The organism is Ruegeria sp. K7 (assembly GCF_056531785.1).
On sequence record NZ_JBQFMJ010000013.1, the window covers coordinates 81,725 to 100,157 of the forward strand.

The window sequence follows — 18,433 nt, forward strand, 5'->3', positions numbered from 1 at the left end:
TTTGAGCGAGAGCTGGATTGATAGCCTGAAAGAAGAAGGTGGTGTAAAGCCACGCAAGACACTTGCCGAAGAAGCCGCCGACAACCTGCGCGAATTTATTCTGCTGGGTAAGCTTGCCCCCGGTACGGCAATTCCCGAACGTGATCTGGCCGAGGCGCTCGGCGTATCCCGTACGCCTTTGCGCGAAGCCTTGCGGTTGCTCGAAGTTGAAGGGTTGGTGGAGTACTCGGCCACACGGCGCCCGCACGTTGCCGACCCTTCTCTGCACGAGTTGACGCAGTATATTTCGGTCCTGGGCGCTCTCGAAGCGTTGGCGGGTGAAATCGCCTGCGTCGAAGCAACGATGGCTGAAATAGCCGAAATTGTTCGCCTAGGTGCTCGTATGTCCAAAGGTTCCGGAAAGCTCGAACCGCTGGAGTTCTTTCAACTCGACATGCAGTTTCACGCGGCCATCGTTGAAGCCAGCCGGAATGAGCCCCTTATCGAAACGCACCGGCAATATAACGCCCGCCTTTGGCGTGCACGTTTCTTGTCGTCGCAACAGGTTGATCGCCGTGACAATACTCTGTTCGAACACTCGCGGATCACTGACGCCCTGCAAAAGCGTGACGCAGCCGCGACGCGGCGGGCGCTGCGCGATCACCTGAATAGTACAATCGAGAATATTGAACGCCTTCACGCCCAAAGCAGTGGAGCAAAGTCCGAGGACTGAAAGATGAAGCCCAGAATTGGTATTATCCCCGGTGATCCAAGCGGCATCGGGCCGGAACTGATCGCACGGTTGCTGACTTCGGAGGGCGTTTCCGAGGCGGCGGACATTCTGCTGATCGGCGACAGGCATGTGTTTGAAACGGGACAGACCGTCGCCGGTGAAACTTATGACCTGACCCCCGTTGACGCGTTGGGCGACTGGACCCAAGCCCCTGCGTTCGCCTTGCACGAGATGGAGACGATTGCGCCTAACGAAGTGAGGGTTGCCGAAGTGACCGAAGCTGGCGGAGCATCGGTTCTGCGAACGCTGGATTCCGCTCTGGAACTGACGCGCTCCGGTGTGATTGACGCCATCGTATTTGGACCGTTCAACAAGGCCGCGATGCACTTGGCGGGGCTGGGTCATGATGACGAGCTTCACTACATGGCCGAAAAGCTGGGCGTGACGAACTACATCTCGGAACTCAACACGCTTGACGGCATGTGGACCAGCCGCGTGACCAGTCATGTCGCCCTGCGTGACGTGGCCGACATGATCAGCGAAGAACGCGTTGCCGAAGCGGTGCATCTGATCCACAACACACTGCGCCGTTCTGGTTTAAATCGCCCTCGGATTTCAGTGGCCGCGATCAATCCGCATGCCGGTGACGGTGGAAATTTCGGCACCGAGGAGATCGACATCCTCGAACCGGCAGTCCGCAAACTGGCGCGGGGGCAGATGTCAGTTGATGGTCCGTGGCCGTCCGACACCGTGTTCCTCAAGGCGGTTGCCAAGGAAATAGACGCGGTTGTGACCATGTATCACGATCAGGGTCAGATAGCGCTGAAACTGCTTGGCTTTGACCGTGGTGTGACGGTGCAAGGTGGGCTGCCATTCCCCGTGTCCACTCCGGCCCACGGAACGGCGTTTGATATCGCAGGCCAGGGCTGTGCGGATGTCGGCGCAACCCGCGCTGCTTTTGACATCGCATGTGACATGGTCACGCATTGGGGCAACTGAAACATGACTTTCAAGCCGCACGGAAAACACCTGATTGCAGGTGAATGGATCGCTGGAGACGTGAAATTTTCATCCTCCCCGGCGCGTGGGGACGCACATGAATTTTCATCCGGAACCGCCGCCCATATCGACGCATCGGTCCAAGCCGCCGAAGAAGCATTCTGGAGCTTTGGGTATTCCACCCGCGAAGACCGCGCGGCCCTGCTGAATGCGATTGCTGATGAGATCGACGCGCGCGGCGATCTCATTACCCAAATTGGCACGCAGGAAACCGGCCTTCCCGAAGCTCGGATTCAGGGAGAGCGGGGTCGTACCGTAGGCCAGTTGCGCCTGTTCGCCTCTCATATCCTGTCAGGTGACTATCTGGACCGCCGCCATGACAAAGCGTTGCCGGATCGAGCCCCTTTGCCGCGTCCTGATCTGAAAATGGTACAGCGCCCTATCGGGCCGGTTGCCGTTTTCGGGGCATCAAACTTCCCGCTTGCGTTCTCAACCGCTGGCGGCGACACTGCTTCGGCGCTGGCCGCCGGTTGCCCTGTTGTGGTCAAAGGCCATCCCGCTCATCCGGCGACCGGAGAGGTTGTTGCAGACGCCATCAAGGGCGCAATCGACAAGGCGGGCACGCATCCTGGCGCTTTCTCATTAGTACACGGTGACACGATGGCGGCAGGGCAGGCACTGGTAACACACCCGCTGATCCGAGCGGTAGGGTTTACCGGCTCGTTGACCGGTGGCCGGGCACTGTTCGATCTTTGTGCGCAGCGTCCTGAGCCCATTCCGTTCTTTGGTGAGCTAGGCTCAATCAACCCGATGTTCATCCTGCCGGCAGCCGCGGCGACACGGGGTGCTGAGATTGGCGCCGGTTGGGCAGGTTCGCTTACGATGGGTGCGGGCCAGTTCTGCACCAACCCCGGCATTGCAGTCGTCTTGAAGGACCACGCCGAAGCAATTGCCAAGGCAGCAGTCGAAGGCTTGAAGAACACCGCCCCACAAACCATGCTGACAGACGGCATTGCGGCGGCATACCGTAGCGGTCAGTCGATGATTGCTGCAGAACCGTCTGTTACCGAATTGCTGGCAACCGCGTGCGACGGGCGCACGGCAACCCCTTTCCTTTATCAGGTCTCGGCAAAGGGTTGGCTGGGCAATGAAACACTGGAACACGAGGTTTTCGGGCCATTGGGGCTCCTGGTAGTCGCAGAAAACATCGGCCAGATGCGGGAAGTGTCAATGTCCCTGCAGGGGCAGCTCACATGTACGCTGCACATGGATTCAGATGACGCGGAAATTGCGCAAACGTTGTTGCCAGTTCTTGAACGCAAAGCTGGCCGGATCCTTGTAAACGGCTTCCCGACTGGTGTGGAAGTCAGCGACACAATGGTACATGGAGGTCCATACCCGGCTTCCACGAACTTTGGGGCAACATCCGTCGGTACACTGGCCATTCGCCGTTTCTTGCGGCCTGTATGCTTCCAGAACGTACCGGACGTAATGTTGCCAGAGCAGTTCTAGCCTCGTCTGTCGTTTCCGGGAGAGGCAAATGAAATCGGAATCGGCCGGGTTCGTCACAGTTCATCATCAGCCTTCAGATGTGTCGATCCGGAAGGGCCGGTTGCGCTGACTTTGCTGGAGCAACTGTGCGGCGGCGCGGGCCGTAAAACAAACCATCGTCGGCCGATGACATTGCTCTTGTCGGGAAAGGTTAGCTCGGCGAGCCGCTCCACAGTGATTGGTGCGAGTGTTCAAGGTCGACACCGAGCCCATGACTGACGTGTGCTGTTCCATTTCGGAATAGCATTACTGGCGTGCTTCCTGATCGCCGAGCAACGCTCGCATGATGGCGCGAATACGGCGTTGATTGTCCGCGTCTAACGCAAAGTACAGTGCATTTGCCTGGGGGTCGCTTTGCTGGGGGCTAATGAGGTCTCCCGGATCAGCGTGAAGCACATTCGCTATTCGAACCAGAGTTGCGACGTTCGGCGTACGCGCCCTGCCGCTCAGCAGGTCTCTGACCGACGTCACGCCAAGCCCCGCCGCTTTCGCTACAGCACCAGGGTTGGTGCCTTGTTCTTCGATGAGGTCCGCGATTTTTTTTGCAATTCGCTTTCCGAGTTCGACGTCGCTCTCAACCTGCATGATTTTCCATCGGTAAATAATGTTCTGTCATTCCTTGGGTTAATGGCGATCTACACATCAGTCAACGGTACCGGCAAAGGTGGCATTGCAAAAACAGCATACCGGAAATGTGCGCAAAATCATTGCACATAGATGATTCAACGTCTATATCGGCCTCACAAAGATGATCAATCACACTAGATAGACGGAGAAACGACAATGACCCTCTTTTCAAAAGTAATGATGGCAACCCTCATGGCCTCGACCGCATTGGCGTCATCAGCGGACGCCTGCTCGCGGCTTGCCAAGCAATCAGACCACGGTGTCGCCTATGTTCGCTCAGTAGATTGGGGCACAAAAACCGGAATGGATCTTGTGACTTTCGGCGTTGGCGATGACGTCACATCTTACGAAGCCGATGGATACTCGCGCCAATCAGACGAACCGGCGAAGAACTTCACTGTAGCTTGGGTAGAGAACGAGTCTTTCCACGGTGTTCAGGCACAGGCCTTCAACGACAAGGGAATGGTTGCGGATACGCTCTATATGTCCCCCAGTGCAGACTACATTGGTGATTACAAGGACAATGGCGCCCCGGCCGTGAACTTGGCCGACGCGCCGGGTTATCTGGTCGCAATGTACGACACCGCCCCCGAAATCGCCGAGGCGTATAACTCGGGTGAGTTCCAGTTCGCCTGGTCAGCAGATTTGGGTCATGCGGGTCAGCACGGAGTGCATGTTTCGGCCGTGGACGCAAATGGTGATGTCGTTCTGTTCCAAGTGAACGAGGGCGGTGAGGTTCTGGTTTACTCCGGCAATGTTGAAGGTTCGGACCTTGGGGTAAAAGCGAACGCGCCATTGTTGCAGTACCACCGCGAGAACATTGCAGCGTTCAATGCGGAAGATGGAAAGACTGCAGAGAACGTTCCGGCGGACATTTCCTCGGCAAGCCGACACCTGCGTCTGACCTGGCTTAACCAGAACATTTCTCTGGGTGGTATGTCCAAGCCGGAAGCTTTGGGAACGGTACAGAACATGTATGACAGCGGTGCCAGTGTCCCGCAGCAGGTGATCGACCCAACCATCGGAGCGACTTATACCACCAGACAGACCAGCAGAACGATCCTGGGAGACGACGTCATCACAGTGCGGGATTTCGCGACCGCTGCGGAAATTTCGTTCTCGATCACAGATGCCAAAATCGCCCACGATCTTAACGGTGGTCAGGTCTGTGCGGATGCCATGGATCAAGCCAACGAAGGTGGGCGGATGATCGAGTTCCGCCCGTGCCCGAAACCCGAAGCAGGCTCCTGATGCAACTCTTATGAAACTCAAAAACAGCCCCCGTTACCCGACGGGGGCTTTTCTTATATTGAAATGCCCAGCTGCCAATATCCCCGTCAACTTTGTTGCGCACTGCCAATCTCTGGCGGCGACAGGATATTGCCTTTGAACCGAAGTACGGTCTGACAGGTCGCCACGCAGCTGTGCGACAATCCGACGGACGGTAAGAAAGGGGCGAGTGCAATAGCCTTCGGCAACCTGTTGAAAGGATGCTGGAACCTCTCCGTTGGCGATAGAGTGCTCCGAGCAGATTTTAAAGTGCGGAGGCCGGCCAGGACCGCGATCCGGTGAGGCGCCGAAAACACTCAGAACCCAACTACCGAAATATGAAATTCAACCGACTTATTGCCGCCGTGCCATTACGTGATCCATAACCAAATTGAGCACCTCGATATCATCCTGGTTAAACGTCAGATAGCGGAACCGTACCGTTCCCCGGTCCGGCTTCGAGCGTGACAGTGTGAGCATCTCAACCGTAACACGAGCACGAAGTGTGTCTCCCGGGAACACCGGAGCGAGCCATCGTACCTCGTCCATGCCATGGCCGCCCAGGTTGGTGCCAGTAAGTACGCCGGTATCACGAAACAGCCGGAAGGTGAGCGCTATGGTTTGAAAGCCGCTGGCAATGATCCCGCCGAAAATCGACTCCTTCGCCGCCACTTTATTCACGTGGAAGGGCTGCGGATCGTGCGTAAGTGCAAAATCAATTATTGCGCCTTCGGTGAGCGTAATCCCACCAGTCTCGAAGGTGTCTCCGACTGACAGATCGTCAAAAAACTTGCCGCTGATCATTCCAAGAGCATAGAAAAACGCGCAGTTGTCCGTCAACGACAACCCAACGCCTGCCGATCAGACGTAAGTGGCAAACGCGACGTATACATGTTTGAACCTGAAACTGACCTCAGTAAAGGTGAATGCCGCCTTCAATAATCACTTTTCGTCGCGAGACCGATGGACTGCTGCAATAAGTCAGAACCTCTTGGACGATGTGATCGATGGATGTCGTTGCACCTACTACGTGGCGCACCTGAATGACCGGGACGCTCTGGCGGGGATCCCTGATCATTCGTCAGGCCGGCGGTCTTGTACATGCAAGCTCAATCCCGGACATGCTGGAACATGGCAGCGCCATTCTGGCCATTACGCCGAAATTGGAACACTTGACGCTGAGCGACATCGTCCCTCAGGTCCGCCGGACGGATTCAGTGGCCCCGAGAACGAGCTAGTGGGAAAGCCAAATCTTCATCACTGGCAGCATACGTACCGGCCTCTGATTAGATCACCGGCTTCCAGAGTCCACCAAGCTCGCGACGTGCCACGTGTGTTGCAATGAGAACGGCAATCATCCACCCGGTTATGACCGCTGCGGCCGTTCCGATCCACACGCCGATTTCGTTGAAACTCAGCAGGCCGACAAATATCCAGACGAAGAAAGCAACCCCAAAACCCTGCCGATACAGGCTGATCCAGACGGTCCAGATCGGCCTTTTCAGTGCCTGCAAAAGCGAGTTGATCGAAAACAGCATCATGTAGAACGGCAGGATCAGGCTGTCGACGCGTAGGTAGCTTAGTCCCACGCGGATCACTTCGGGATCGTCGGTAAACAGGCCCAGAACCGGACCGCCGAAAATCCACAGGACAGGTGCGGCGATGGCGGTCATGATGAACCCAACCTTCCAGCAATAGAACAAGGCTTCGCGCACCCTCGCGCCGTCGCGGGCTCCGAAATTCTGGGAGGCTATGGGCAGAAGGGCGCCGGTGACGCCCAACACGGGCAACAGCAGGATTTGCTCCAGACGAATGGCCACGCCGTACCCTGCGATTGCGTGTTCGCCAAAAATCTTAAGCGCAAACTGCATCACGAACCCGGACAGCAACATCACCATGAACGACGTGGCTGTGGGCAACACCTGTACCGAGATTTCAGTGAATTTTTCCAGGCGCGGAACAAAATTCCGCGCCCGCATCCGTTGCATCCTGCGCCGTCTGAGCACCTGACGTATCAGGAAGAGCATGACCCCTGTCTGACTGATCACGGTTGAAACTGCCAAACCATCAAACCCGATGCCGGGAACCAGGCCCGGAACCCCGAAGATCAGCAATGGATTCAGTCCGATATTGGCGAAAAATGCGACAATCAGCGCCCGCTGCATGGAAACGGCATCGCCATGTGCCTGAAGGATACCGTTACAGCCAAAGGTCAACAGAAAACCTGGAAGAGCAAGGAGCAACCAAAAGAAATACCGCAGACCTGCATCGCGATAATCCCCGGGCTCGGACACCAAACGGATCAGTGCAGGACCATACCACAGACCAGCCAGCGCAAGAACGCACGCGGCCAGGAAGCCATAGCTCATGCCTTGTGCAGCTAGTCTGCGTGCATTTCGATGATCACCCGCGCCCAGTGCGTTGCCGACGAGTGCACTCATTGCTGCGCCAAGCCCAACGCCTATTGAGATCGCAACAAAAAACGCCTGAAACCCAAGTGCGAGCCCGGCCTGAGCACTTGTGGACAAGAGCCCTGCGAAGAACATGTCGACAACATTGTAGAGCGTGTTGAACAGCATCCCGATGGCGCCGGGAATGGCCAAGGTGCGAAAATGCACCGAGATCGGCCCTCGCGTCAGATCAAGATCGGCAGGAATGGCCATTTCAGCATTTCTTTACGGGCGCTCGGCCTGAACGGTCAGAAAAACGAACTCTGGCGTCAAAACCTCTTCGAACCCATGGTTCAGTTCGGCGTCGACGCTGATGCTGTCCCCGGCTGACAGGGTGAATCGCGCCTCGCCGTAACGATAGACAGCCTGACCCTCCAGCGCCTGAACAAAGACGACACCGTGGCCGACATAAGTCGGCGGGCGCCCTTCATCGCGCAGAAGAGTGACCCGCCGCGCCTGAAATCGCAGGTCCTTGCGGGAATGCAGGGCCAGATTGACGTATTCATGGGAATGCCCGCCAGCAAGACGGGTAGACTTCAGCCCTTGTCCGTGGCGAACCAGGGTATAGTCGGTGTGATCTGTCCGCGCTTCGCGAAACAGCGAGACGATAGGCACTTCAAGTGCCTCGGCCAATGCGGCCAATGTATCGATCGAAGGTGACACAAGCCCGTTTTCAATGCGGCTGACCATCGCCGCTGAAATGCCCGATTGCTCGGCCAGACGACGGGCCGATTGTTTCCGGCTTTGGCGCAGCTCCTTCAGCGATGCACCGATCGCGCGGTCAATTTGTCTTCCCGGAGTGTCATCCTGCATGGTACATCCCGTCACTCGTCGGCGTAATAACCCACGACATCTCCCTCTGTGGTCACGCCGAGACCGTTCAGCAACCTGTTCACGTAGTTGAAGTACCCAACAATCTGGTTGATTTCGAGGATCTCTCCGTCGTCCCATCCGGCTTCTTTCAAGGCCGAGACGTCAGACTCGGCCATCGCGGCGGGCGATTGGGTAAGTTTCCCGGCATAGATCATCGCTGCCAGCTGTGCGCCGTCAAATGCGTCCTCGGGGCGGTTGGCCTTCAACGCCGCTTCAATCCTGTCGGCGCGTGCATCATCCCCGATTAGATGCCGGGCATTGGCCCAGTGATTGGCATAGGAATAGGGGCAGCCGTTCAGGGTGGACACATAGGAACTTATGACTTCCTGAAACCACATGGGCACTGTGTTGACGTCATCGTGCAGACAGGCCCGGTACAAAATAACGTGCCCATTCATCGTATTGGGCCGCAGCGAATGCACGCGCATGACATTGTCGACGGTTCCGTGCGGCGTACGGGCCAGGTCCAATGCGGCCTTTAGCTGATCGTCGGCATCCTCGTCAGAAATCATCCGAATCCAGGCAGACATTCATGCTCCTTCCGTTGGCCGTCAGCTCAAATTTCAGGCAGTCAGAAACTACCCGCTGAGTTTTTTATTGACGAATATTGCATATTAAGCAACCATATTAATCAGTGCGCAACAGAATTGAGGATTCCATGGCCTTACCAGATTGCCCCACTCAATCGTATCGCCAAGTCGATGGCACTGCTTGGGCCGATCCAGAATTGCGCCGAAACAAGTGTTCCGCGCGCAGGTTTTTCCGAAGGCGACCGCTCTTGCCACAGGCTTCCTGAACTCACAACGCCCTCAATATGCGATCCCGAATTAGAACAGGTCAGGCATGAACCAACCCACTCCGATGATCGAGGTAAGCAATCTGGACAAGTTCTATGGTGGCTTTCACGCGCTGAAGAACATCGATCTGACCGTTCACCAGGGTGAAAAGGTTGTCATCTGTGGTCCCTCAGGTTCCGGGAAGTCGACCCTGATCCGTTGTTTCAACGGGCTGGAGTGGCATAATTCTGGGCGCCTCGTGATTGATGGGATCGAGGTTTTTGAAGGGGCCAAGGAGATCCGGGAGTTGCGTCAGGAAGTTGGGATGGTCTTCCAGCAGTTCAATCTGTTTCCACATCTGACTGTGCTGGAAAACCTGATGATCGGCCCCATGAAGGTACGTAAGGTCCCGAAGGCAAAGGCCGAAGAAACCGCGCGCAACTATCTTGACCGTGTCCACATTCCGGAACAGGCCGACAAATACCCGGCGCAGTTGTCCGGCGGTCAACAGCAGCGCGTGGCTATTGCCCGGTCTCTTTGCATGGAGACCCGAATCATGCTGTTTGACGAACCGACTTCCGCACTTGACCCTGAAATGATCAATGAAGTGCTTGATGTGATGGTCGAGCTTGCCGACACAGGCATGACGATGGTTGTCGTCACGCATGAAATGGGTTTTGCCCGCAAAGTCGCTGACACGATGGTTTTCATGGAAGCCGGTCAGATCGTCGAAGTTTCGCCGCCGGAACAGTTCTTTACCAACCCATCCAGCGAACGGTGCCGGTTGTTCCTGAACCAGATACTGGAACACTGACATGAGCGATCTGGGCATATCTGCACCAAGGGGCCAGCCGCTGCCCAAGCCACCGCTCTACAAGCGCTTTTTCGGCTCGGTCCCCGTTTCCGTCGTCATGTATGCGATCATCGTGGGGCTGATTGCCTATGGCTCGTACGTTGGCGCGCAGGGCATGGGATATAACTGGCAATGGTACAGGGTGCCGCAATTTCTGTACCGCAACACCGAACTGGGGTTCGAATGGGGTGAAATCCCGATCGGGCTGGTGGCCACAATCAAGCTATCGGTCACCGCGTTTCTGCTGGCAACCGTTATTGGATTGTTCGTGGCGCTGCTGCGCCTGTCCGGTCTGGTCGTTGGGTCGGCCGTCGCCGTCGGTTATCTGGAGCTGATCCGAAACATACCGCTGCTGGTCCTGCTTTATCTGTTCTATTACGTTCTGGGGCCGATTTTCGGGTTTGATCGCTATACCGCCAGCATCCTGACGCTGGCCGTGTTCCATTCCGCTCTGATATCGGAAATCCTGCGCGCCGGAATCAACGCGGTTCCGACCGGGCAGTGGGAGGCCGCCAAGTCCATCGGGATGAGCCCTGCCCAGACGTATCGTTATATCATCCTGCCCCAATCCGTCCGTTTCATGCTGCCGCCGATGACCGGCGAGGTCGTGCACCTCATAAAATCCTCAGCGATTGTCAGCGTGATTGCGGTGGCCGAACTGACCACTTTCGGACGCAACATCATTTCAGACACGTATATGAGTTTCGAAATCTGGTTCACCATCGCACTGGTCTATCTGGTGGTGACCCTGATCCTGTCGATTGGCGTAAGCCATCTGGAGAAGAAATATGCCGTCGACCAATAAAACTGAAACAATTGTCGGACAACAAGGAGAACCAAGATGAAGCTTTCTCGCAGAATGCTCGGGGCAGCCCTGGGCGCGGTCGTGGCGACTGGTGTGGCGACGTCGGGCTGGGCGCAAAGCGCGACCCAGGAACTGTCCAGCGAAAGTGTTATTGAAACCATCAAACAGGACGGGGTGATCCGGATCGGCCTGTCGCTGTTTGTGCCATGGTCGATGCGCGACAAGAACGGCGATCTGATCGGCTTTGAACTGGATGTCGGCCGAAAACTGGCCGAGGACATGGGCGTCGAGGTTGAATTTGTGCCCACCGCCTGGGATGGCATCATTCCGGCGCTGGTATCGGGCAATTTCGACGTGATCATCTCGGGCATGTCCGTGACGGCACAGCGTAACCTGACAATCAATTTCACAGACCCATATGCATTTTCGGGCCTTGCAATCCTGGCGAACAAGGATTTGACGGCAGGCATGGCGCGCGAAGATCTGAATTCGTCGGAGGTAACTTTCGCGGCCCGTCGCGGCGCGACCCCGGCGACCGTGATCGCCAAGGCATTTCCCGAAGCCAACCTGTTGCTTTTTGATGAAGACGGCGCGTCCACTCAGGAGGTTCTGAACGGGAATGCCCATGCCACGATGGCGTCGCAACCGACCCCCAACCGTGAGGCAGGCCGCAACCCCGAGACATTGGTTGTTCTCGAGGGCGAACTTTTCGACCCGCGTGGTGAAGCATTTGGCATGCGCAAGGGCGACCCTGACGCCATGAACTTCTTCAACAACTGGATTGCCCAGCAATGGCGGTCCGGCTGGCTGGAAGAGCGTCACAACTACTGGTTCGCCACCGAAGAGTGGGCCGATCAGGTTGCACAGTAACAAATCCGACCGGGGGCGGGCACACCGCCCCCGGAACTAAAGCGGAGCGGACCCCGGTGCAGAACTTCCTCAAGAAACTCAGATGGCCTGACTACCTGATCATGGCGATTTTGCTCGCTTTTTTCGGGTATATCTGGGTGTCGATCGAAGGCACGCTGAACTACAAGTGGCGCTGGGAACTGATCCCGGGATATATCGTTGGCTGGCATACAGGTCGTGAGGAGTATTTTGCCAACCTGCTGTTGCAGGGCCTGGCGGCCACCATTCGCATCAGCATTTATTCGGGCATTCTGGCTTTGCTGCTGGGCACGATACTGGGTGTCGCGCGCTGTTCGGCCAACCTGACGATCCGGATGCTGGCGCGCACCTATCTGGAATTCCTGCGTAATGTCCCGCCCGTTGTTGTTGTTTTTATCTTCTTCTTTTTCCTGTCCCAGCAATTGATCGATGCGTTGAACCTGGAACGCTGGGCCCGCGGGATCGCACGACAGGAAGACAACCAGATCTGGACGTTTTTCTTCGGCGAAATGCGGCGTTTCCCATCGTTGGTTTCCGGCGTCATCGTTCTGGCCCTATTCGAAAGCGCGTTCGTGGGGGAAATTGTCCGGGCCGGGATTCAGTCCATCCCAAAAGGCCAGCGCGAAGCTGCCCGTTCGATCGGGATGAGCCGTTTTCAGGAGCTGCGCTACATCGTGCTGCCTCAGGCGATGAAAAAAGTGGTCCCGCCACTGGCAAACCAGTTCATATCCCTGATCAAGGACAGCTCGATCCTGTCACTGATTTCAGTTCAGGAACTTACTTACAAGACCGTTGAACTCGTCGCTTCATCAAGGATGATATTCGAGGCGTGGATCACGACCGCAGCGTTTTACTTCGTCGTATGTTTCGGCCTCAGCCGTCTTTTTGCACGCCTCGAAAAACGATCAGACAAAAGATAAGTTGGTTATCCGTCTGAACGTTCAGTGCGGTTGTCAGAAACGGGCCTGAACCATCCCGTTTTCAACCCGCGTCTCGAACACCCGCATAGAACGCATGGCCGGCGCAGACACAGGCTTGCCGTCCCGCACGTCGAACGCACCCTGATGCAGCGGACATTCGATCACATGGCCATCAAAATAGCCGTCGCAAAGATCGGCCCCGCCATGGTTGCACAACGCCAGCGATGCGTAGATGCCGGTTGGCGTATCGTAGACCGCAATCATGCGTGGGCCGATTTCGACCCGCGTAACCCAGTTTTTCTCAAGTTTGGACACCGCGATCACATCGCGCCAGGTTTTTTCGGCCGTCATCGTTCAAACCTCTGCCGCATGTTCGCGTTTGCGCTGCAAGATCTGACGCAGAATGTCGCGATGGGCGGCCAGATACCCGCCATTTTCAACGAAAATATGGTCTTTCAGCTTTTCATGCAGACTGGGCAATGCATGAAACGGCACAGAGGCGACATAGTGATGTTCTGCGTGATAGTTCATGTTCCAGCACAAAAATGCCATCGGTGCGGAAACCAGATTGGTCCGGGTGTTTTCCGACATTCGGGCAACAGTGGGCCGCCCGACATGTTCGGTCATGCGCACAAACCGCATGACCGGTTCGCCCAGAAACAACGGAATGATCCAGTACCAGATCAAACCCCACCACCCGGACAGCGCCATGGCCAAGACCAGTGCGGCATAGATACCAAGCATCATTCGTGCGTCCCTAAATACGGCCTGGTGTTCGACCTTCGGGATAAATCGAAGCTCTGCCTCGCTCAGGCGGCCGGATGCATGGCGAAACACCTCTGTGAACTTGCCACGCCAGTAGGGCAGAGCGGAAAGGTATAGAAAATACTGCCCCAGGGACTTGGGCAGCGGAATCAGTTCAGGGTCTTCTCCGGTCAGCTGAGTGTACGTGTGATGATCGCAATGCTCGTACCTGAAAAAGCGGTGCGGCAATATGATGATCAGCCCGCAGATCTGTCCCACCAGATCATTCAGCCAGCGCGTTCGAAATACCGTGTAGTGCACACATTCGTGCTGCAGCGAGAAATGGTGCACCAGAACGACGCCTTGCAGGAACATGGCAGGCCAAATCAGCCAGCTGTCCCAAGCAAGAGTGATGAGTGTTGATGTAAAGGCAAGTAACAGGACCCAAAGCGCCAGGTGGCGTAATCCCGGTCCGTTCGAACGTTGCATGAAGCTTCTGAGCTCTTCGCGCGTGAGTTTTCCTTCGGCCAGGGCCTGAGTCAGCGGCGTGACGATTGGTTTTGGCATGTGATTTCCACAATATTTGCCGGTGTGGGGGTCGCGCCCTCTGCACATGATCCGGCACCGGAGACGGGAGTGCTCCGCACCATAAGGCCAACTCGGTCAGGCCTTATTAACAACGGATTATCCAACCAGAGCGTGATTCGATCAAGCCGGGATGGGTCAGACAGCCACGCGCAGCCCGATATCCGGATCGGGATTTGCAAACAAATCAGCGGCGCAGGAATGCCGGGCGAGTATCGACGGACCGTTGGGCAGCCTTTCCGCGTGGAAAACACCGTGATCCCAATACGTCGCCCCATCAATCACGATTGTCGGATCAATCACGTTCCAACTGATCTCGCCCGGGGCATATGCTCCGCATGTGTGGAAATGCAGGATGCGAGGATTGCCGAAAGCGGCACCTCCCCAGCGCTCGAAATTTTCCCGCATGTCCCAGGGGTATCCGCAGCCGGGGTGAATGCCCGCGTGCCAGGAATGTACAAAATTCCGGTCGATGCCGAACTGTTCGGCGACCCGATCATAGTGTGCCTCGGCCCTGGCGGCATTTTCGGGGTCACCGTCAAACCGCGTCAGGCGACCGTTCTCCATCATGGCGAAGACCGGTCTGTCAAATTCCAGTGTATAGTCGTCATAATATTTCGATCCTGTGCCCGTCAGGAAGCTGATGGCCACACGACCGGAAAAACTGTACGCGGGAACTGGTGTGAATACGGACATCGGAAACCGCAAAATGGATGTATCGCCGGTAGGTTTCAAATCCATAATTGGTCGCCCACGCACATCCGATCCCAGAGGGCAGGTGATCCGTACGTCATCCGCCCTGTCCAGAACCGCGTTGACGTCGGCCTTGAGTTCCATGAAGGCATCGTGGTGTCCGTTGGAAAACCCTGAACCCAGAAGCTCCTGATTCACGGCAAAGCTGACGATGATCTTCTTGCCTTGCGGCATGTCCGAAAACCGCAACTGATCCCCTAGACGCGCCAGAAACAATATGATGTCCGCAGCCTGAAAACGGGCCAGAAGATCAGGCGAAAGATGCGGGTTGTCAGGGTTGAAACCGACATCGACCGCGTCAACGACCAACCCCAGATGCTGGGCGGCATTTCTGACCACCTTGACGCAGTCGGCATCAAAATACCCAAACTCCGGGGGTTCATACGCGATCAGCAGCCGGTCGCCTGCGGATGCACGCGCACAGTTCACCAGCAGATTTCGCGCTCCTCGCTCGGGCGTCGTGTTGGACATCAATAACCCCTAATACCTGACTTTAATGAATTTAATGGACGCACACGGTTCTAATCCATTTGAAAGAAATAATGGCTGACATTAGGGTGACTAATATGATCCTGAACCTACCATACTCGGCGCTTCGCGCATTTGAAGCCGTGGTGCGCCATTCGGGTTTTTCGCCCGCAGCAGAAGAACTGGGCGTCAGTCAAAGCGCCGTAAGTCAGCACGTCAGGTCTCTGGAAGAATGGCTTGGCAGAGAATTGCTGGTCCGTGGGGCGCGCCAGTCCCGCCCCACGCGCGAGGGTGAGCAACTTGCCCTGGCAATCTCCGATGGGTTAGGGCGCATTTCGGATGTTTGCACGCAATTGCGGGACAAAACCCGTAGTGACCGGACAATCGTTATTTCGTGCTTGCCGGGTTTCGCCTTTAACTGGTTGTTTCCAAGGCTTATTCACTTTGACCTGGCCCACCCGGATCTTTCGATTTCGATTGCCACCGACACCGGGCAACACCCTTTTTCACGCGTCGATGCAGATATCGGGATTCGATATGGACTGGGCGAATACCCTGGGTTTCAGGTCGATTTGTTGATGAGGGAACAGTTGTTTCCCGTATGTGCGCCCGGCCTTCTGCCAACGCTTCAGAGTATCGAGGATCTGTCCCTTCATACGCTTTTGGTGGATGAAAACCTGCACCATGGCACGGCCAGTCCGACATGGGATTTCTGGGCGCGGCGATGTGATTTAAGTTTGCCTGCCGCACTACGCACGCGCAGGTTGGGGCAGTCGAATATGGTTGTGCAGGCCGCAATCGAAGGGTTGGGTGTGGCGCTTGGTCGTGAGCCTCTGGTTATTGATGCGCTCTGCGATGGTCGCCTGGTGCGTCCTTTTCCCCAGCTGACGCAATCGCCCCTGTCTTACTGGCTTGTGCGCCGACCCGAAACCAAGGACAGCCAGAAGGTAAGCGAGTTCCTGAACTGGATTCAGGCAGAGGCTCGGGCGCAACCGGACATACCCGCTCCTGCGCCGGTTTCAAATTAGTCCACCTTATATGTCGCATTACCAATCCGGCATGGCGAAACGCGGGTAAACTGCCCCATACTGCCGCAAAGCCAACAAACCGAACGGAGATCCGGATCATGTATCTGAAGAACTGCTGGTATGTCGCCGCGTGGAGCAAGGATATCAGCCGCGACCTGAGGGCCGAGACGTTTCTGGGCGAGAATATCGTGCTGTACCGGCAGCAAGATGGAACTCCGGTCGCGTTGGAAGACGCGTGTCCCCATCGCAAGCTGCCGCTCTCGAAAGGCAACCTTAAGGGCGATCTGGTCGAGTGCGGTTATCACGGTTTGACCTTCGACTGTTCCGGCACATGTATCGACAGCCCCACACAACGTGGCATGACGCCCCGGCGCGCGGTTGTGAAATCCTATCCGGTGGTTGATCGGTATCGGCTGCTTTGGATCTGGATGGGCGATCCGGCGCTGGCCGATCCCGACACAATATTCCCGGTGGAGAACTTCGACGATCCAAGCTGGGGTCTGACCGATGGTGGCGTGATGGACATCGACTGCCACTACCTTTGGGTCTGCGACAACCTGCTGGATCCCAGCCATGTGGCCTGGGTGCACGTTACGTCCTTTGCAGGAGCGGGCACCGACGAAGAACCCCTGAATGTCGAGAAGACGGACCGTGGCGTGATCGTATCTCGGTGGATCGAGAAGAAGCCGCCGTCTCCGTACTATGCGAAATTGGTGTCCTTCGACGGCGATTGTGACCGGTTACAGCATTACGAGATGTGTATGCCGGCAATCGGACTGAACAAATCCATCTACACACCCGTTGGTACAGGTGGATATGACAAGGACCCGGTTGATGAGACATTCATTAATATCTCGTACAACTTCATGACCCCGATTGATGAGGACCGGACGCGGTATTTCTGGTTCCAGCACCGCAACTCCTATCCGGACAATGCCGAAGTTTCGAAATTCATGAATGATGGGGCTCGAATGGCGTTTCTTGAGGACAAAGACGTGCTGGAAGAAGTTCACAAGGGAATGAAATACGCCAAAACGCCCCACATAGATCTTGGCCTGGATGCCGGGGCAAAACAGTTCCGCCGTGTGCTTGACCGCGCGATCGAGGCGGAAAACGCTGCAACGGAAAACGTCGCGAAATCTGCCTGAGGTCGCAGTGAAGGGCCGGAACACCGGCCCTTGCCACATTCAGCTTATGCAGTTTCGTAGATAACCGGGAAACGTCCGCCTGCGAACGGAGCGCCGGGTTGCAGGCTTTCATCATGCAGCCATTCGGTCACCGCATCGCGCGGTTCATAGGTTGCCCCTTTGACTGCAAACCGTATTGCATATCCGCGTCTTCGGCGGGTCGTGGTTCTGTTGCCCATCGCCGAATGCACGGTCATCCCGTCAAAGGCCAAAGCGTCACCGGGCTCCATATGGTCATAGTGAAAGATGTCATAATCTGTGCGGTTGGCCTCAAAGTCCGGCATGTCGATGTATTCCGGGTTGTCCTGCTCAAGATAATGCAAGAAACCACCCAGTTGATCGGTTTTGAACGGTCGGTATTTGGCGCCCCAGGCATGTGACCCTCGCACAAATTCCAGTGCGCCATTGTCAGGGTCGACTGGGTCAAGCGCGATCCACATCGTCATGATCGGGCCGGACACCGGCCAATAGGGTTGATCCGTGTGCCACCCGGTCTGGGTCTGTGTGCCGGGCTCTTTCACGAAAATCTGGTCATATATCAACGATGTCCAGGGGCTGCCGGCCACCTCTGCCACACGTTGGCCTATGTCCGAGGTCAGGCAATAATCCTGAAACACGCCCGGCATTTCACGCATGTTTTTGTAGGCAAAATACCGGTCGCCTTTTTGGACTTCGGTGTCCACAGCGTGGCGCAGTTTGGCCAACCACTCCTCGGACAGGATATTCTTCAGCAACACGACACCGTCGCGTGCATAGGCTTCCTGAACGGCCTTTGTGTCAATTGTATATGTCATTGCATTTCCATCCACTAAATCCGCCCGAATTACAGGACGGTAGAAAATGGGCGCGACGCGCCCGGGCTCTCATGGATTCAGGATGCTGGTGAACTGCGGCAATTGATTATGAAACAGGGCCATTTCGACCGGGCCGACCACTTGCCGGCAA

The 18,433-nt window shown here is 56.2% G+C and carries 20 protein-coding genes; 11 read left to right on the forward strand and 9 right to left on the reverse strand.

All coding sequences use genetic code 11. From position 1 onward, the window contains the following. Window position 1: 1 nt before the first annotated feature. From ACR0FE_RS18445 to ACR0FE_RS18455, 3 genes are read left to right on the forward strand one after another with little or no spacing between them, the layout of a single operon-like run. Window positions 2–712, forward strand: coding sequence for a GntR family transcriptional regulator (locus ACR0FE_RS18445; RefSeq protein ID WP_480914491.1), 711 nt, complete (start codon window positions 2–4; stop codon window positions 710–712). A 3-nt stretch (window positions 713–715) separates the two neighbouring features. After that, complete coding sequence (locus ACR0FE_RS18450; protein WP_480914493.1) at window positions 716–1,711, forward strand: 4-hydroxythreonine-4-phosphate dehydrogenase PdxA; 996 nt, start codon at window positions 716–718, stop codon at window positions 1,709–1,711. Window positions 1,712–1,714: 3 nt separating this feature from the next. Continuing rightward, complete coding sequence (locus tag ACR0FE_RS18455) at window positions 1,715–3,223, forward strand: aldehyde dehydrogenase (NADP(+)) (protein ID WP_480914495.1); 1,509 nt, start codon at window positions 1,715–1,717, stop codon at window positions 3,221–3,223. 285 nt (window positions 3,224–3,508) lie between these two features. Here ACR0FE_RS18455 and ACR0FE_RS18460 read toward each other — a convergent pair whose 3' ends face one another. Continuing rightward, complete coding sequence (locus tag ACR0FE_RS18460; protein ID WP_480914497.1) at window positions 3,509–3,847, reverse strand: helix-turn-helix domain-containing protein; 339 nt, start codon at window positions 3,845–3,847, stop codon at window positions 3,509–3,511. A gap of 198 nt (window positions 3,848–4,045) precedes the next feature. Between ACR0FE_RS18460 and ACR0FE_RS18465 the strand changes: the two genes are divergently transcribed. After that, window positions 4,046–5,140, forward strand: coding sequence for an Ntn hydrolase family protein (locus tag ACR0FE_RS18465; RefSeq protein ID WP_480914499.1), 1,095 nt, complete (start codon window positions 4,046–4,048; stop codon window positions 5,138–5,140). 372 nt (window positions 5,141–5,512) lie between these two features. On the opposite strand, the gene ACR0FE_RS18470 is transcribed toward ACR0FE_RS18465, so the two are convergent. After that, on the reverse strand, window positions 5,513–5,998 hold the full coding sequence (locus ACR0FE_RS18470; protein ID WP_480914501.1) for a MaoC family dehydratase: 486 nt from the start codon (window positions 5,996–5,998) through the stop codon (window positions 5,513–5,515). Between the two features lie 203 nt (window positions 5,999–6,201). Between ACR0FE_RS18470 and ACR0FE_RS18475 the strand changes: the two genes are divergently transcribed. Continuing rightward, window positions 6,202–6,396, forward strand: a complete 195-nt coding sequence (locus ACR0FE_RS18475; RefSeq protein WP_170613898.1) for a hypothetical protein — start codon at window positions 6,202–6,204, stop codon at window positions 6,394–6,396. Between the two features lie 48 nt (window positions 6,397–6,444). Here the strand turns inward: ACR0FE_RS18475 and ACR0FE_RS18480 are convergent, their stop codons facing one another. The 3 genes from ACR0FE_RS18480 to ACR0FE_RS18490 are packed head-to-tail and all read right to left on the reverse strand — an operon-like array spanning window position 6,445 to window position 9,011. Further along, window positions 6,445–7,821 carry an MATE family efflux transporter gene (locus ACR0FE_RS18480; protein WP_480914503.1) on the reverse strand — a complete coding sequence of 459 codons (1,377 nt, stop codon included), beginning with the start codon at window positions 7,819–7,821 and terminating at the stop codon, window positions 6,445–6,447. A 12-nt stretch (window positions 7,822–7,833) separates the two neighbouring features. Next, window positions 7,834–8,421, reverse strand: a complete 588-nt coding sequence (locus ACR0FE_RS18485) for a helix-turn-helix transcriptional regulator (RefSeq protein ID WP_170613900.1) — start codon at window positions 8,419–8,421, stop codon at window positions 7,834–7,836. Between the two features lie 11 nt (window positions 8,422–8,432). Further along, the gene (locus ACR0FE_RS18490) at window positions 8,433–9,011 is read right to left on the reverse strand and encodes a carboxymuconolactone decarboxylase family protein (protein ID WP_480914505.1); all 579 of its coding nucleotides are present in this window, start codon (window positions 9,009–9,011) and stop codon (window positions 8,433–8,435) included. A 313-nt stretch (window positions 9,012–9,324) separates the two neighbouring features. Between ACR0FE_RS18490 and ACR0FE_RS18495 the strand changes: the two genes are divergently transcribed. The 4 genes from ACR0FE_RS18495 to ACR0FE_RS18510 are packed head-to-tail and all read left to right on the forward strand — an operon-like array spanning window position 9,325 to window position 12,723. Next, a complete protein-coding gene (locus tag ACR0FE_RS18495; RefSeq protein ID WP_480492299.1) occupies window positions 9,325–10,071 on the forward strand; it encodes an amino acid ABC transporter ATP-binding protein in 747 nt (248 codons plus the stop codon). Between the two features lies 1 nt (window position 10,072). Further along, window positions 10,073–10,915, forward strand: a complete 843-nt coding sequence (locus ACR0FE_RS18500) for an amino acid ABC transporter permease (RefSeq protein WP_480914507.1) — start codon at window positions 10,073–10,075, stop codon at window positions 10,913–10,915. Between the two features lie 36 nt (window positions 10,916–10,951). After that, window positions 10,952–11,785 (forward strand): transporter substrate-binding domain-containing protein, encoded by an 834-nt coding sequence (locus ACR0FE_RS18505; protein WP_480914509.1) that lies wholly within the window; start codon window positions 10,952–10,954, stop codon window positions 11,783–11,785. A gap of 56 nt (window positions 11,786–11,841) precedes the next feature. Next, window positions 11,842–12,723 (forward strand): amino acid ABC transporter permease, encoded by an 882-nt coding sequence (locus tag ACR0FE_RS18510; RefSeq protein WP_170613904.1) that lies wholly within the window; start codon window positions 11,842–11,844, stop codon window positions 12,721–12,723. Window positions 12,724–12,756: 33 nt separating this feature from the next. Here the strand turns inward: ACR0FE_RS18510 and ACR0FE_RS18515 are convergent, their stop codons facing one another. The 3 genes from ACR0FE_RS18515 to ACR0FE_RS18525 all read right to left on the reverse strand — a co-directional run bounded on the left by ACR0FE_RS18515 (window position 12,757) and on the right by ACR0FE_RS18525 (window position 15,276). Beyond that, window positions 12,757–13,074: a non-heme iron oxygenase ferredoxin subunit gene (locus ACR0FE_RS18515; protein ID WP_480914511.1), complete on the reverse strand. Its 318-nt coding sequence runs from the start codon at window positions 13,072–13,074 to the stop codon at window positions 12,757–12,759. A 3-nt stretch (window positions 13,075–13,077) separates the two neighbouring features. Further along, a complete protein-coding gene (locus ACR0FE_RS18520) occupies window positions 13,078–14,034 on the reverse strand; it encodes a fatty acid desaturase family protein (protein ID WP_480914512.1) in 957 nt (318 codons plus the stop codon). Window positions 14,035–14,190: 156 nt separating this feature from the next. Beyond that, the gene (locus ACR0FE_RS18525) at window positions 14,191–15,276 is read right to left on the reverse strand and encodes a hypothetical protein (RefSeq protein ID WP_480914514.1); all 1,086 of its coding nucleotides are present in this window, start codon (window positions 15,274–15,276) and stop codon (window positions 14,191–14,193) included. Between the two features lie 95 nt (window positions 15,277–15,371). Here ACR0FE_RS18525 and ACR0FE_RS18530 point away from each other — a divergent pair, with 95 nt between their 5' ends. Next, complete coding sequence (locus tag ACR0FE_RS18530; protein WP_480914516.1) at window positions 15,372–16,301, forward strand: LysR substrate-binding domain-containing protein; 930 nt, start codon at window positions 15,372–15,374, stop codon at window positions 16,299–16,301. Between the two features lie 98 nt (window positions 16,302–16,399). Beyond that, a complete protein-coding gene (locus ACR0FE_RS18535; protein ID WP_480914518.1) occupies window positions 16,400–17,449 on the forward strand; it encodes an aromatic ring-hydroxylating dioxygenase subunit alpha in 1,050 nt (349 codons plus the stop codon). A gap of 44 nt (window positions 17,450–17,493) precedes the next feature. On the opposite strand, the gene ACR0FE_RS18540 is transcribed toward ACR0FE_RS18535, so the two are convergent. Continuing rightward, window positions 17,494–18,282, reverse strand: coding sequence for a phytanoyl-CoA dioxygenase family protein (locus tag ACR0FE_RS18540; protein WP_480914520.1), 789 nt, complete (start codon window positions 18,280–18,282; stop codon window positions 17,494–17,496). Between the last annotated feature and the right edge of the window lie 151 nt (window positions 18,283–18,433).

Bases quoted from the DNA above. Each gene is read 5' to 3' on its own strand.
- ACR0FE_RS18450 (WP_480914493.1), top strand. From the start codon at position 716: ATGAAGCCCAGAATTGGTATTATCCCCGGTGATCCAAGCGGCATCGGG.
- ACR0FE_RS18455 (WP_480914495.1), top strand. From the start codon at position 1,715: ATGACTTTCAAGCCGCACGGAAAACACCTGATTGCAGGTGAATGGATC.
- ACR0FE_RS18460 (WP_480914497.1), bottom strand. From the start codon at position 3,847: ATGCAGGTTGAGAGCGACGTCGAACTCGGAAAGCGAATTGCAAAAAAA.
- ACR0FE_RS18465 (WP_480914499.1), top strand. From the start codon at position 4,046: ATGACCCTCTTTTCAAAAGTAATGATGGCAACCCTCATGGCCTCGACC.
- ACR0FE_RS18475 (WP_170613898.1), top strand. From the start codon at position 6,202: ATGACCGGGACGCTCTGGCGGGGATCCCTGATCATTCGTCAGGCCGGC.
- ACR0FE_RS18480 (WP_480914503.1), bottom strand. From the start codon at position 7,821: ATGGCCATTCCTGCCGATCTTGATCTGACGCGAGGGCCGATCTCGGTG.
- ACR0FE_RS18485 (WP_170613900.1), bottom strand. From the start codon at position 8,421: ATGCAGGATGACACTCCGGGAAGACAAATTGACCGCGCGATCGGTGCA.
- ACR0FE_RS18490 (WP_480914505.1), bottom strand. From the start codon at position 9,011: ATGTCTGCCTGGATTCGGATGATTTCTGACGAGGATGCCGACGATCAG.
- ACR0FE_RS18495 (WP_480492299.1), top strand. From the start codon at position 9,325: ATGAACCAACCCACTCCGATGATCGAGGTAAGCAATCTGGACAAGTTC.
- ACR0FE_RS18500 (WP_480914507.1), top strand. From the start codon at position 10,073: ATGAGCGATCTGGGCATATCTGCACCAAGGGGCCAGCCGCTGCCCAAG.
- ACR0FE_RS18505 (WP_480914509.1), top strand. From the start codon at position 10,952: ATGAAGCTTTCTCGCAGAATGCTCGGGGCAGCCCTGGGCGCGGTCGTG.
- ACR0FE_RS18515 (WP_480914511.1), bottom strand. From the start codon at position 13,074: ATGACGGCCGAAAAAACCTGGCGCGATGTGATCGCGGTGTCCAAACTT.
- ACR0FE_RS18520 (WP_480914512.1), bottom strand. From the start codon at position 14,034: ATGCCAAAACCAATCGTCACGCCGCTGACTCAGGCCCTGGCCGAAGGA.
- ACR0FE_RS18525 (WP_480914514.1), bottom strand. From the start codon at position 15,276: ATGTCCAACACGACGCCCGAGCGAGGAGCGCGAAATCTGCTGGTGAAC.
- ACR0FE_RS18530 (WP_480914516.1), top strand. From the start codon at position 15,372: ATGATCCTGAACCTACCATACTCGGCGCTTCGCGCATTTGAAGCCGTG.
- ACR0FE_RS18535 (WP_480914518.1), top strand. From the start codon at position 16,400: ATGTATCTGAAGAACTGCTGGTATGTCGCCGCGTGGAGCAAGGATATC.
- ACR0FE_RS18540 (WP_480914520.1), bottom strand. From the start codon at position 18,282: ATGACATATACAATTGACACAAAGGCCGTTCAGGAAGCCTATGCACGC.